The organism is Paenibacillus sp. FSL H7-0690 (assembly GCF_037980415.1).
GTDB classification, from domain to species: Bacteria; Bacillota; Bacilli; order Paenibacillales; family Paenibacillaceae; genus Paenibacillus_AQ; species Paenibacillus_AQ odorifer.
The window spans coordinates 4425962-4440490 of record NZ_CP150281.1 but is presented as its reverse complement, the minus strand read 5'-3'; the positions used below and the strand labels follow the sequence as shown (position 1 = coordinate 4440490).

Below are 14529 nucleotides of genomic sequence, written 5' to 3'. Positions count from 1 at the left end.
AGAATGGGGATTCAGAAAAGATTAGTAGGAAGCTATTTTGTAGTCATCTGTCTTACTGTGCTCATTCTTGAAATCATTCTTAATGTATCTGTGCGATATTATTATTTTCATAACATTGAGGAAACCCTGATGAATCAAGCAGAGCTATCGGCTTCTTTTTTTCAGCAATACTTTGGGGACCAGGATCTGGAGGAACAATCGGATAGGTTACTGAAGGGTTTTGCGAGTCATTCCGATGCACAGGTACAGATTATTAATGTTGAAGGCCGGCTGTTGCAGGATTCAAATGGACTTCAAGGCGATCTTACTATGACTGAGTACATAGATGTGCAAGCAGCAATAAAAGGGCAGCCCGGCAGTTGGAAAGGTGCGGACCCTAACACAGAGGAAGCGATTTACGCGGTATCCTATCCTTTACAAGCGAATGGAAACATCGTGGGGGGAGTCAGATTTATCACGTCCTTAACGGAAACTATACATACAGTTAAACAGATTACGGTTTTACTGATCGGGGTGGGGATCATCGTCATTGGCATTGTCACCTTACTTGGATTATTACTGTCTTGGACCATAACCAGATCCATTAAAGATTTGAAGCAGGCAGCAGACCAGATGACCGAAGGTGATTTCAGCATCAGAGTGCATAAGCGCTATCAAGATGAGCTGGGTTCATTGGCGGATACGTTAAATATGATGGCAAGCCGAATCTCCAAGAGTGAACAGCTTAAGAATGATTTTATCGCTTCCGTATCCCATGAACTGCGAACACCCTTGACCTCGATCAAAGGTTGGGCAATTACCTTAAAGGCGAGTGAGGTGAGTAATCAACCTCTGTTTTATGATGGGCTTGATATTATTGAATCCGAAAGTGACAGGTTAACTAATATGGTGGATGAATTGTTGGATTTCTCCAAGTTGGATAACGGAAGAATCGCCGTTCACTTCACATCTGTGGATCTAACAGAACTACTGCAGCATATCGGCAGACAACTTACCCCTAGAGCGACCCGACAAGGCATCTCACTAGATGTAAAAATAGAAGAACATCTGCCAGTGATTCAAGCTGACGAGAATCGTGTGAAGCAAGTCATGATTAATCTCATTGATAATTCACTCAAATTTACTGGTTCATCAGGTCGAATCTTTATCACCGCTCATACGGTTCCAGGGAAAGTCGTGATTTCTGTAGAGGATACAGGCTCAGGCATCGCTGAGACGGATTTAGAGAATGTGCGGCAAAAATTCTACAAAGGGGATCAACAGGCTTCGGGCAGCGGCTTGGGATTATCCATCTCGGAACAGATCATTAAATTGCATCATGGAGAGCTGCGAATAAGCAGCACTTTAGGCAAAGGAACGATTGTCCAATTTGACTTACCGATAGAATAAGAATTCAAATTTAACTATTTCATAACCACTTTCATCTCTTTCACAGATAAAATGCTATATATGCGGACAAGCGAGGAGTCGATGATCCAAATGCCGAGCAAATTCATAAAAATAGGTACCCTGTTGACAACTTTATTTTTGCTCGGAGGATGCGGAGTCCCGGCGACACCCGGAGAGCTGATTAAACCTCCATCATCAGAAGCAAATCTGCAGCGAGACAAAACGAGCCAGGAATTTATTAAGTGGCTTCCAGACAAAGCTCAATTGATAACTCCGATGAAGGGACAAGAAGATAATGCCATCTCCTTTGGCGATATGGATGGAGACGGAATCGACGAAGCTGTAGTTGTGTATGAGTACAGTAAAAACAAAGGATACACTATAAAAGCAATGTTGTTGAGGCAGGAAAATGAAGCTTGGCAGAAGATTTCCGAGGTTGAGGGGTTTGGGTATGGTCTAGATTATGCCGGATTCTTTGATGTTGATGAAGATGGCCATAACGAGCTTGCACTGGGCTGGTCATTGGGTGAGGCAGGTAATGGTATGGATATTTATACGCTAAGTGAAGATAAACTTAAGCTGTTATCGAAGAAGGCGTATCAGGGCAAATTTGATTTGAGGTAATCATTTAACCTAATCATCCGCAGCGCTTCATTGAGAAAAAAGAAGTAAAAGTGCTCAGCGGATTATTTATAATGCCCATTTTCATGTATATATCCCCTACACAACAAGAAAACTACAGAAATTAAATAGAGGTTGTAAATGCTTATCTCTACCAAAATTGCAAAGCTGGACAGATCCGTACTTTTTCTCACCACCTGCTTAGTTGGCATGGGTACTGTTGCTATTTATGAAGCGACTACGGATACGCGGTTAGACGGTCTTTACATAAGTTATTTGTATTTATTTGCTTTATTTTGCTTACCCATGTTATTCATTGCTTTGGTAGATTATAAGATTCTATTAGGCAGGTTAGCCTATCTCTTTTATGGCGTGGGCATAGGTTTGCTAGTACTAGTCAAGCTGGTTGGAGAAAACCTCAATGGTGCCGTGCGTTGGTTAAGTATTGGGAGCTTTCAGCTTCAGCCCTCCGAGCTGGCTAAAATATGTACGGTGCTGCTCATTGCTCATCTATTAGGTACACGAGAGGGCCAGCGGCTGCGGTTTTTTCAAGATTTAGTGCCGGTCGGTTTTGTTTTTTTAATTCCTTTCATTTTAATAATGGATCAGCCCGATTTGGGTTCAGCACTCGTATTTGCTGGCATATTACTTAGTATGCTGTGGATTGGTAACATCCGTGCTCTATATATGATTCTGATCCTTGGTGTTGTGATTATTTCGATCGGCACGATACTATGGCTGTATTATGCTAACTTCGACCTGTTATCCAAGATTGTCGAGCCCCATCAACTGTCACGAATCCAAGCTTTTTTGGACCCGCAGAGCGATCCAGATAAGTCTTGGCATGTAAAAAACGCAATGATAGCCATTGGCTCCGGGGGATTATCGGGCAGTGAAGGTATTTTTTTGCGAAAAGGATATATTCCATATGCGTATTCCGATTCGATCTATGTAGTCATCGGGGGGAAATACGGTTTTATAGGTTCATCCGTGCTGCTGATGCTTTATTTGCTGCTCGTGTACCGAATGATCTTTATTGCGCTGGATAGTAGGGACCGTGCGGGTACCTATATTGTCACCGGGTTTATCGCTATGTTCATCTTTCAAGTTTCCGTTAATCTTGGGATGCATATTGGGTTACTGCCCCTAACGGGGATTTCATTACCTTTTATTAGTTATGGAGGCAGCTCGTTGCTAACTAATATGATAGCGATTGGCATAGTGCTAAGTGTTAAAGTTCATAAGGATGAAAGCGCTGATTGAATAAGCTATTGGAACTGAGTGGAGGAAATTATGTCTAACAAACGCAAGTGGACAACAACCCGTAAAATTCTGACGAGCATTGGTCTTGTCTTAGGCGCAACTATTATAGGGATTGGAGTATATGCAGGGTATTTATACAAAAAGACGGATGATGCGATACAGCGTATGGCAGCTCCAGTCACCGTACAACCCACTGCTGCTCCAGAGGAAAAAAAGGAGGCGGTATCGGTTGAACCTATGATTTTTCTGCTTGCCGGGGTAGATAGCCGGGACGGTGGCGGTGGGGTAATGAATACTGATGTTCTGATGCTTGTCAGCTTCAATCCGGACACGAAATCGACGAGTTTCTTATCTTTACCCAGGGATTTGTTGCTAAAACCTAAATCGTTACCTTCCCGTAAAGCCAATTATTATTATGCTTATCATTACATAAAAGACAAAACAGAGGCAATTCCGAATACAAAAGAGTTTTTCAGCAATTTGCTTGGTCTGCCGATTGATCACATGGTTGTGGTGAATTTTGATGTGTTGCAGGAGACCGTGGATTTGCTTGGCGGACTGACTATAGATGTCGATATGGATATGAAATATACCGATACGGCAGATGGTACACACATCGATTTAAAGAAAGGCTTGCAGAAGCTGGATGGCCAACAAGTTCTTGATTTTGTGCGGTACCGTAAATCGAATCAAGGAACGGCTGAATCCTCCGATTTCCAGCGTAATGATCGACAGCAGCAAGTAATCAAGCAGATCCTGGATAAGCTAGGAAACTTCCAAGGTGTGTCCCAATGGGGAAATGTATTGGATATCATTGGTGAAAATGTGAAGACGGATATTCCTCAAGCAGATCTGCAGCAGTGGTTATTCAACTTCCCTAAACTTAAACCAGAGCATATTAATTCCTTACATGTAGAATCTCTTTGGAAGAGCCCGTATGTCTATGTGAATAAAGAGGATCTAAAACAAGCACTTACTACTCTGAGTACGGAAGCAGGCGTCAGCTCCGAAAGCTCATTACACTTGGAGAATGTTGGAACGGTGGATTAACATCTATAACCCTGCTCTTAAGAGCAGGGTTTTTTTTGTTAGTTCTACTATAAATCCCGCTAACCAGTAAAGTAATCCGCCAAGAGGTAGAGGCCTGACTTCCATGCATAGTACCATAAACACAGCGATAATGATGAATCGTATATTGTTTCTGGTTTACTTGAGAGGAGAAGGGAATTTTATGAAATACAGACGGGGTATTATGTTTCTAATCGTACTTACAGGAATGATCTCAATAGCTGCTTTTAATCCGATTATTGGTCCGCTTGCGCGAAATTTGGGGCTGAGTGATTTTCAATCAGGATGTTTAGTATCGGTGGCGGGGTTATGTTGGCTGCTCGGAGGATATTTCTGGGAAAAACAAACGTTTATGAGCCGAAAGTGGCTGCTTGCTTCGATTATGTTCGTCTATATGGCCACACTTATCATTTTTGCACTATTGGCTGATTATGCAGTAAATGCACAGAGTAAAGAGAGTCTGTTTTGGAGTTTCTTTTTACTTCGCGCAATCGCTGGCTTTTTCTTTGGAGGAATTCCGGCATTAGCACAAGCTTATGTTATGGGCTGGAGTACAAAAGAAACCCGTACACAAGGAATGGCATTATTTGGTGCGGCCAACGGTCTTGGTTTCGTAGTGGGACCCGCAATGAGTGGAGGAATGGCTTCACTGGGCCTGACCTCACCAATGTACGCGGCCGCTATTTTATTGTTCACCTTGGCTATATTGTTTCTGGTGTTTATTCCTAAAGAAAAGAATATTGAGATTGAGCGGCAGGCGATTTCACTTTCCCCCAATGATCGACGGATACGCCTCTATTTATGGATTGGACTTTTGCTTTCGTTTGCTCTGAATATCGTGCAGGTTACTATCGGATTTTTTGTGCAGGATAGCTTGGGTTACAGTACTCAGCAAGCCACTCAGTTAATTGGAATGGGGCTGGCGATCTCGGGAATAATGGTAGTGCTCTCGCAAATTGTAATCAGTAAGTATCTCAAATGGCATCCTAAAAAAGTGCTGCTCGTAGGACTCTTATTTGTTGCCTTAGGCTTGCTGGGATTGTTATTGTTCATCAGATTTGCGTATGTGGACTTTACATTCTTGGGTATTGGCATCGGCTTTACACTGCTCGGCTACAGTGCGGGTGCTTCAATGGCGGTTCAAGACCATGAGCAAAGAAGCGTTGCTTCCTTTATTGCGGCCCTGCAAGGTGGCGGGTCATTCATAGGGCCAGTTATAGGTACGGCCTTATACACCGTTAATATGGCGCTTCCTTATTCTATCTGCGTACTGCTGATATGTATTGTAGGTCTCGCTAATATGAAGAAAAGAGCGGCGGATCGTGTGGAGAATTGTTAAAGAAGAAAGGCTCCTCTTAGGAGCAGCTTCAGGCTGTCGAGGGTGACTCGACAGCTTTTTTTGTAGCTTTCTGCTGGCAGTGAGTTTATGTAGAAAATAAGGAGAAAGAGTTTTTTACCTCGTATTGAGCTTCCAGTTAATAGTATAATAAGAACTCGTAGGAGTTATTTCAATATGTTGTAGAGAGGTTATCCACAATAACTTTATACGAATACATACTCATATTTTTTTGAGGAATAAGGAGATGAAAGCATGACTGTAAATACTACAGCGGAACAAATCCGCATTATCGAATACGATTCTTCTTATGCTGGGGCAGTCGCAGAAATGTGGAACCGCAGCAACGAAAGCTGGGGCGGAGGCACCAATCAAAGAACTGAGGACAGTGTGCGCCGTGAGATGGAGATCTCGTCCAATCTTAATGCCTTTCTTGCCGTTGATGGCAAAGAGGTAGTCGGCTTCTGCAGCTTCGCCCACTACCGTCAAGATGAAGGGGCTTTGTATGTCCCGCTATTGAATGTACGCCCCGATTATCACGGATACAAGGTTGGCCGCAATCTGATTCTGAACGCTGTTCGCCAAACAATAGAAGCGGGCTGGCCACGTCTTGATCTGTTCACTTGGGCAGGTAATACGAAAGCCGTACCGATGTATAAGAAATGCGGATTTTTTTGGGAGAAAAATGAAGATTACGTCCATCTGATGAATTTCATTCCAACAGTACTGCAAACGGAAGCACTTGCTCCTTATTTTGAAGAACTGGATTGGTATGCAGACAGTACCCGTGAACTTCCCATTCAGCCAGATGGCCGGCAGGAGCGTGGCTTTGATTTCTTTGATTACACTTGGCAAAAGGGAGAACTCTCCTTGCGGGCGGAATTCGAGAAGACTGGCCGCGGTCTGACCGCTCTTGATACACCAGACTATGAAATCTCTACGGAAATTGATGATCATGATCTTGTGTTTGGTTCGACCTACAAGATTCGCTATCGCATCAAGAATCGTTCGACGTCTGAGCTGGCCATTGAGATCGAAGGCCAGAACGATAAAAATATCCGTTTTGCTCTATCTGCTGCGCGAATACTCGCTCCAGGTGAAACGGTTATCGTGGAAGGTGATTTTGAGCTTGATTCAGTTCGGGAAGAGCAGAACGATAAGAAGACACACCCCGTTGTTATGAGCAAGTGGATCATCGGTGGCAAGCGTGCGGAATTCCGCATTGGCGTTGCTCCTAAATTTCCACTCAAAATGAAGATAGCGCTGCCACACCGGGAACTGTATCTGGGTCTTCCTTCGGAACTGTACCTTAATGTGGAGAATAATTTTGCTGCAGAAGCAGAATTTTCTTTTGATTTGCCCGAAGACGAATTCCTGATGTGGGCGGATCGTACAGTAAGCTTTACTGTTCCAGCTAAGAGTAAGGCTTCTATTCAAGTACCCTTTGCCCTAAATTCATACGGTCTTTATTCACAGGCTATTGAGGTAACGGCCGTTCCGGTTGGAGAGAAGGCAGTCACCTTTATCAGCAAGCTATCCGTTCTAATGAAGGGAACGAATGGCCGCTTTGGTGGGGAAAACGGGGATCAGTGGGTGGCGGTGAATGGCGCCTACTCTATTCATCTTAATAATACCGACAATGGAATGTGGATTGAATATCCCGGCTCGAGCCATAATTTCTGGTTGACCCATCCGAAGTTAGGCAAGCCATTCGCAGAAGAATTCTCTAAGAAACAGGCCAAAGAGGTAAAGATCTATTCTGAAGGGGAGAGTCAGGTTCTCGAAGCTCTTTACGAGTCGGAAGAATTTCCGGGTCTTGAGATAAAAAGAGTGGCTAAGCTATTTGCCAACGGAATCGCTGAGTTTTATAGCGAGGTCTGCAATACCAATAGTGATATCCTGGAAGAAGACATGTATCTGTTGACGAATTTCGGCTTTTTCGGTAAACAGCTCATCTTACCATATCAGGGCCAATACGTGGACATGGGCGACGCTTACTCAGGCGATCCAAGTCTTTGGGACAGTGCACAAATTACGGAGAACTGGTTGTTCTGCAAGGAAGAGAACGTCACATGCGGAATCTGCTGGGATCCTTCGCTAAAATTGCTTCGTCCGGAATACCCGCTTGGGCTGGAGCATAATCTTGGCCGAATCTCCGCTGGAGATGTCGTACGGACAAAAACTATGGTGTTTGCTCTTAACACCTTCCTTAAGTGGTCGGAATTCCGCGCCTTTGCCCTAAAACAGCAGAATTCGGTCATACCGGTGTTGGATGACCATCTTGAGCTAACGCTCGGCGGTGGAAATCCTTTTGCGGCAGGGGCACTTCATGCCGAGCTAATCGAACGAAAGATGACACCGCTTGATGGAAGCCTTGAATTGTATGTAGAGGCTGATGGAGAAGAGGAGCAAAGTGTCGCTGAGATGGAGTTGCAAAGAGGACAAAATTTGCACTCCGCTGGTTTTGAACTCTCTACTGAGGATACAGAATCACCAGAACACAACGAATCTGGCCGTAAGGTCCGGGTCGTCTATCGTGGTGAGGATCGCATTCAAGAGCGAACAGGCCTCTGGTTTCCACAAACGGAAACAAGCGTTGTTTGTGGGATAGAAGAAGGACCTGAGGGTCCCATTTACACAGTGAGCAACGGAGTTCTATCTATTGCAGCTGCTCCTGATTTCGGCAGCGTTGTGCATTCCTTGAAGCACCAAGGAGAAGAGTGGCTGGACAGCACCTTTCCGAAAGCTGAACCACGTTCCTGGTGGAATCCTTGGCATGGTGGACTCGGTGTGGGTATTTCTGGCATAGGCGGATTTAGCCGGTTGCAGGAGCCAAGAAGCGCAGCTTGGACGGAGCAGATGGATGATCACGGCAACGTCTGGAAGGGATTGAGACTGACCACTTCGATGGAGAAGCAGGAAGCAAACCGGGGGATCACGATCAATCAGCATTACCTCATGCTGCCCGGAGTTCCTGTGCTCTGTGTGTTGATTTCAGTAACCAATGAAAGTGGAATGACGCTGCCGCATTATTCGCTATCCGAGGATAGTTACTTTAAGCCTTCACCAATCTATTCGGAAGGCTGGATGGAGCTCCCAGAGGAAGGCAACTTCCCTATCGGGAAGGTCGAAGCCCATCTGGAATCCAAGGGGCTTATCCGAATCGGTGCAACTTCGCGTAAAGACATGCTGCATGTGGTGCATAGTTATCCTAATCAGAGAGCTATGTCTTACGTGAACAATAAGGTATTCACATATGGTGTGAATCACCATCTACTACTACTGAACGGAGAAACCGCTTGGACACAGCCGACCTTCATGATCATGGGAGAGCTCACTCTGGATCCAGAGGTAGTTCGTAATCTTATGAAGGTGACCTTTGCTAGTGCTTCTGACAAAAAGGAGACTATAAATGCCAATCATTGATATTCACATTCATCTGTCGGACATCGATAGCTTTCATCAGACAGCACTGGACCTCTCCAAAGTTGATTACACAGCTGCTGGGCTCAAAGCGGAGTTTGACAAGAACGACGTTGTTCTCGGCATTGGAATGGGGGTCACGGAGCAGACGAAGGGAGCCTTTCCTGACTCTGCCTCTCCCAATCCGATGGGTCTCGACTTGGAAGCCAGTGTACCGCCATTCTTAATGGAATGCGTGGGTATTAATCCAAATATGCTCGGAGGAAAGGATGCTTTGGATGAGCTGGACCGAATTGAGGCACGGCTGCAAGCTCCTGAGGTAGCTGGTATTAAGCTCTATGCCGGGTACTATCATCATTACGTTTATGACAAAATCTACTCGCCGATCTATGAGCTGGCAGCCAAGTACGGCACGCCTGTGGTTATTCATACCGGTGATACGTATTCGATGAATGGATTGCTTAAGTATGCGCATCCGCTTACCGTGGACGAACTGGCGTTCCAACGGCGCGACGTGAACTTTATGATCTGCCATCTAGGCGATCCCTGGGTGATGGATGCTGCCGAAGTGGTCGCCAAGAATCCGAACGTCTATGCCGATTTGTCTGGTCTCGTTGTTGGTGATCGGCCTCATTTTGAGCGGTTCATGAATGAACCCCTGTTTATGGATCATTTTCGCCGGGCGTTGGTGTACTCTGATCACTATGAAAAAATGTTGTTCGGTACCGATTGGCCACTCGCGCCTATTGACCTGTATGCGGAGTTCGTCCGCCGGCTTGTGCCTGAGCAGCACCACGAGAAAGTATTTTATGAGAATGCCTTTGCATTATTCCCACGCATCCAGCAGAGAATTGCAGCGCTCTGAGCGGAGCGGGACAGTATATCTGAAGCGCAGGAAAATAATATAATTACGAACAAGCCATCCTTAGTTAGTACTAAAGGATGGCTTGTTTTTACATTTGTATGATGACCATGCCTATTTTTAGATTGAGTTTCCAAATTTTAATCTTCCTTTTCTTTACTTAACAGATCAGCTAGCTCAACCGAATTCTTATTTCTTAAATCCAGCATCTTTTCGCTATTGCTAGCTTTAATCAGGAAACCATCTTTCGTTTTAAAATCCATATAAAGGCTGAATCCGGCCACCTTTGAATTAGCGTAAGTAACAGTCATTCGATAAGTCGGTTCACCCACATCAACAGACCCGCGTACTTTTTTTACAGTTCTTATAGCATCTTCGAAGATTTGAAGGCTTTCACGGTCAGTATAAGTAATTTCTGTTGTTTCGGATGCAAGATTGACACTTACGATCTTTTGCGTGGGTCTGACTAATACAAATAATAAAATTAGTAAAATTATCAGTGAAAATGATAGAATACTAAATTTTTTCATAACCTACCTCCTTACTTAAGAATAATGCAGACCAATCACTTAGTTTCCAAAATAGTTATAAATTTCAGCTGAGTGTGCGTTGGTTATCATTGTTGGAATCTTATAAAAATTCCTAGGGTTCTATTTATTATTTGCTACTGGACTTGTGAAACCTTTATTAAAATAATAAACGTCTAAGAATGTATACATATTTTAGAAATAATGTGCTTGCTTTTTAATTACACGTTTGTATAATGAATGTATTACACAAATGTATAACAAGGAGAAATATGGATGAATAACAAAATCAAACGCTTGCCAGATGCTGAACTGGAAATTATGCTGGTGATTTGGAGAGCCGAGAGTTGGGTTAGCTCCTCTTATATTTTGAATCAACTGGGGGATAAACGTAAGTGGGCGCTTGCTACTTTGATGACAGTGCTGTCACGGCTGGTTGAAAAGGGCTTTCTATCTTGCGAAAAAGAAGGGCGGAGCAACCGTTATCTCGCTGCAATTTCTGAGACAGATTATAAAGAGAGCGAAGGGAAGTCTACACTTGAAAAGCTGTTTGGCAACTCTGTGCAGGATATGGTGATGTCCTTATACAACGGGAAGGCGATTGATAAAAGCGATCTTGCTGAGTTGCGGGAACTGCTCGATAGAGTAGATAAGGAGGAATCCTGATGATAACAGGTCTTTTTACAGATTTTCTGGTTATTTCTGTGACCCTTAGTTTAGTTATTATCGGCTTAATCACATTAACTCCCTTGTTAAGAAAACATTATTCGGCTAAGTTGAGCTATTGGATATGGTTGATCCTAACCTTGCGATTATTGTTGCCATTCAACTTTTCCTTTACCAATCCTCCTGTGGCGATTCAGCTACCCGAAGGTCAGGCCATAGCAACTGTCTTTCAAAGCTCAGTGTCCCAGAATTTGCAGGCGGATACGCCAGTAATCTCTCAGCCGGTCCAGACAGGGGATGTAAGCCATATCACTTCTATAATTAATATTTTAGCTTACATCTGGGTTACTGGCGCTGTGCTTTTTATAGGGTATCATTTGCTGAGTTATTTCTTTTTCAGGAAACAGGTGTTACGTTGGAGCAGCCCTCTTCAGAGAGAGGATATGTTCGCCAAGCTCAAACAAGTCGCTAAAGAAATGCATGTAACAACCGCCATTGCGGTTCTGATAAGCAGTAAAGTTCCGAATCCGATGCTAATGGGTTTTTACAAGCCAACACTATTCTTGCCGCATGATCAATATAGTGACGAAGAACTGGAGTTTATCTTAAAACATGAGCTGGTCCATTACAAAAGGCATGACATCATATATAAGCTACTGCTACTGATTGTGCAGGCACTGCATTGGTTTAATCCATTGGTCTGGTTCATGGCACGCGAAGCTGTCCGCGAAATTGAAATTTATTGTGATGACACCGTTGTACGTAAGCAAAATGCGGCATATCGAAAGAAATACTGCGAAGCCATTTTATCGGTTATGCAAAGTAATGCTACTCGGCATGTAGCTTTATCAACGAATTTTGCAGGAGGAAAACACTCGATGAAGCAGCGATTTGGCAGTATTTTAAATATGAAAGAAAAACGAAATGGAGTAGGCGCATTTCTTGCGGTCTTAATGGTGGTTGGTGTAACAGCAGTGCTAGCAGCCTGTACGAACCTAAACGGCCAATCTTCAGATACCGAGTTCAAACCAGGTACTATTTATTCCTACAGCTCTAGTGGAGAACAAGTGGTTGTGCATGACGCTGGGAATGCGTATTCCATGGACGAGGATGGTAAGGTCTCTGTCTCCTATCGGAAAGGGGAGATCCAAGCGCCAACGCCTTTAAAACTTGATACGACTGGAACAGAAATGGGGATGGGGAGAGCGGATACCGGATTTTATATCTCCGAGGACAAAACTGCAATTGTATATGGATTTGCGGATGGTAAAGAATCCCCTCTACATGTATTAATCAGTGATGACATGGGGAAATCGTGGAATAACTACAACATTGCAGGTGCCAAGGGTTATGACGCCAAGTTCATCGGGTTTACTGACAAACAAAATGGATGGATCGTCTCCGGAGGTTCTGCAGGTGTGGGACGCTCATTAAATTATGTATACCAGACCTCTGACGGCGGGAAGACATGGACGGAGCTTGGAAATCCTAACGATTTATACGCGGAAAGTTTAGCCGGGGCAGGGTTTTCTAACAAGGATATCGGATTCTTAGGGTTCAGATATTATGAAGATAATGGGCCTGTTATTTATTGGACCAAAGATAAGGGGCAGTCATGGGAAAAGCTCGTGGTATCCCTTCCGGAAACCTTTAATGAATATCAAAAAACGCCGCTTTCACCTATTTTTAATGGAAAAGAAGGATTGTATCCTATTCTGCTCAGCAAAGAGGGCAACACTGTAGGTACCATCTATCTGTCGAGTATGGACAACGGCCTGAAGTGGACGTATGATCCAGCATATGATCAAATAGGCGATTCTAAATAGAAGCAAGTGGAGCAGGGGGTGATCTACAAAGATCTCGCCCCTTTTTTATACGGAGAGCGGACGAATATAATATGTAGCGGCTTTTAATTGTATTTTGTACAGCTATTTTCGCTCGAAAAACTCGCTCATGAAGATAGTTGTATTTTGTACACCTATTTTTTAGTTATTTGCCGCTAAAGCTGATAACTGTGATTTTTAATTGTATAGAATACAGTTAAAGTGAGAAGTTAGCCTTTTACAGACGAAATAAGTGTATAAAGTGCAGTTATCTCATAGGTTGCATAAAGTTACAGCGATAAAATATACGGGGAGAGGATAGCGGAAGCAAGCTGCTGTCAGTGAAGAAAGCAAGCGGCTGTCAGTGAGGAAAGCAAGCTGCTATCAGTGCGAAATGGATGCTCGATCGTAATTCGGCTGGGAATTGGAAAATTCTGCGTATTTTTCTCCGAGGGTTGCCCAAAGAAGACATTAAAATCGGATAGCTACGATTTATGATTATCTGCTTAAACAAACCGCTACAAACCAAAAACACCAGGCAGAGCTTCTCCATTAATCGGATAATCCATGCCTGGTTGTCTTTTTACTATTTTTATAATAACGAGACTTTATTTGAATCTATCATAATCTGCTTTCGTACGACGCCTCGTCACCGATAAAAGTGGAATAAATTACTTTTTCCAGCCTCCACCGCTATGTGAGGAGGACTCTACATAGTCTACGTTGATTTTGCCAGTGCTTGTTCCTACCTCAGTGTTGAAATTATATTGTCGCAGGTTCCAATCCTCGAAGGTTCCCTGCCAGTCATTATCTACGATGAAGGTGTAACGTGTTGTGGCGGAATTAGTGCCTCGAATATGAGAGCAGACTGCTCGTGATCCGTAGATACCCATTTTATAACCTTTGGAATTTTTAGTACTGCTGTCTAGCACTGATTTTATGCCTTGAAAATAAGGTACTATATTGTTTGTGATTTCGGTAGAGGTCATATCGCGGTCTATCGCAAAATAAATCGGAGTGCTGCTGGTTTGTCCCAAATCACTTGCTAATCCTACAGCCGTTTCAGCATCTTTAACCCCATTGGCTTTCGTAAAATGATCGAGCGATTTGCTGATTTGATAAAGGGATATGATATATAATCCCCCATCTGAAATCCGTGTAATCTCAGCTGAGGTGAGACCATCCTGGTATCCTTCGACGCGATTCAAATATCGGCAAACGAATGTGAATTTATTATTTTTAAGTGTAGTTAATCTTGCTGCTGTTACATTTGTAGCTGTATCACAACCTAAAGCCATTGTAATTGCCTTCTTTCAATTATTTTGTTTAAGGATTGGCGCCAACCTCCCTATCAATATATGAGAAAATTTTCACAGATTCTTGGGGGAACAACGAAATGAGAGAAAAAGAGGCAGATTGAGAGGAATAATAGAAGGAGAGACTTTGAACTTAGAATTTACTATTATTGTTAACTTATAGGAACCTTTGGAATTAAACTGCGTCTATACCCTATGAAGAATTTATGATTTTCTAACATGGAGGTTGATCAAG

Annotated in this window: 11 protein-coding genes; 9 read left to right on the top strand and 2 right to left on the bottom strand. The window is 43.5% G+C overall.

Annotation, left to right across the window (positions count from 1 at the left end; translation table 11 throughout):
- Positions 1 to 3: 3 nt before the first annotated feature.
- From MHI32_RS19555 to MHI32_RS19525, 7 genes are all read left to right on the top strand, one after another.
- The gene (locus MHI32_RS19555) at positions 4 to 1389 is read left to right on the top strand and encodes a HAMP domain-containing sensor histidine kinase (RefSeq protein ID WP_076281550.1); all 1386 of its coding nucleotides are present in this window, start codon (positions 4 to 6) and stop codon (positions 1387 to 1389) included.
- Between the two features lie 90 nt (positions 1390 to 1479).
- A complete protein-coding gene (locus MHI32_RS19550; RefSeq protein WP_340010596.1) occupies positions 1480 to 2013 on the top strand; it encodes a hypothetical protein in 534 nt (177 codons plus the stop codon).
- Positions 2014 to 2151: 138 nt separating this feature from the next.
- Positions 2152 to 3273 carry an FtsW/RodA/SpoVE family cell cycle protein gene (locus MHI32_RS19545; RefSeq protein WP_076306926.1) on the top strand — a complete coding sequence of 374 codons (1122 nt, stop codon included), beginning with the start codon at positions 2152 to 2154 and terminating at the stop codon, positions 3271 to 3273.
- 30 nt (positions 3274 to 3303) lie between these two features.
- Positions 3304 to 4323 carry an LCP family protein gene (locus MHI32_RS19540; RefSeq protein ID WP_076127268.1) on the top strand — a complete coding sequence of 340 codons (1020 nt, stop codon included), beginning with the start codon at positions 3304 to 3306 and terminating at the stop codon, positions 4321 to 4323.
- Between the two features lie 181 nt (positions 4324 to 4504).
- A complete protein-coding gene (locus MHI32_RS19535) occupies positions 4505 to 5680 on the top strand; it encodes an MFS transporter (protein WP_076190691.1) in 1176 nt (391 codons plus the stop codon).
- Between the two features lie 252 nt (positions 5681 to 5932).
- Complete coding sequence (locus MHI32_RS19530; RefSeq protein ID WP_076190693.1) at positions 5933 to 9103, top strand: GNAT family N-acetyltransferase; 3171 nt, start codon at positions 5933 to 5935, stop codon at positions 9101 to 9103.
- Positions 9090 to 9965, top strand: coding sequence for an amidohydrolase family protein (locus tag MHI32_RS19525; RefSeq protein ID WP_076104960.1), 876 nt, complete (start codon positions 9090 to 9092; stop codon positions 9963 to 9965). The genes MHI32_RS19530 and MHI32_RS19525 overlap by 14 nt, the downstream gene beginning before the upstream one ends.
- 137 nt (positions 9966 to 10102) lie before the next feature.
- Here MHI32_RS19525 and MHI32_RS19520 read toward each other — a convergent pair whose 3' ends face one another.
- Complete coding sequence (locus tag MHI32_RS19520) at positions 10103 to 10492, bottom strand: hypothetical protein (RefSeq protein WP_076127262.1); 390 nt, start codon at positions 10490 to 10492, stop codon at positions 10103 to 10105.
- Between the two features lie 273 nt (positions 10493 to 10765).
- Between MHI32_RS19520 and MHI32_RS19515 the strand changes: the two genes are divergently transcribed.
- Together MHI32_RS19515 and MHI32_RS19510 are read left to right on the top strand one after the other, a co-directional pair.
- Positions 10766 to 11155: a BlaI/MecI/CopY family transcriptional regulator gene (locus MHI32_RS19515; RefSeq protein WP_076143756.1), complete on the top strand. Its 390-nt coding sequence runs from the start codon at positions 10766 to 10768 to the stop codon at positions 11153 to 11155.
- Complete coding sequence (locus tag MHI32_RS19510; RefSeq protein ID WP_076190695.1) at positions 11155 to 12981, top strand: M56 family metallopeptidase; 1827 nt, start codon at positions 11155 to 11157, stop codon at positions 12979 to 12981. The genes MHI32_RS19515 and MHI32_RS19510 overlap by 1 nt, the downstream gene beginning before the upstream one ends.
- Positions 12982 to 13649: 668 nt before the next feature.
- Here MHI32_RS19510 and MHI32_RS19505 read toward each other — a convergent pair.
- Entirely contained in the window at positions 13650 to 14276 is a 627-nt protein-coding gene (locus MHI32_RS19505; RefSeq protein ID WP_076190697.1) for a glycoside hydrolase domain-containing protein, read from the bottom strand.
- Between the last annotated feature and the right edge of the window lie 253 nt (positions 14277 to 14529).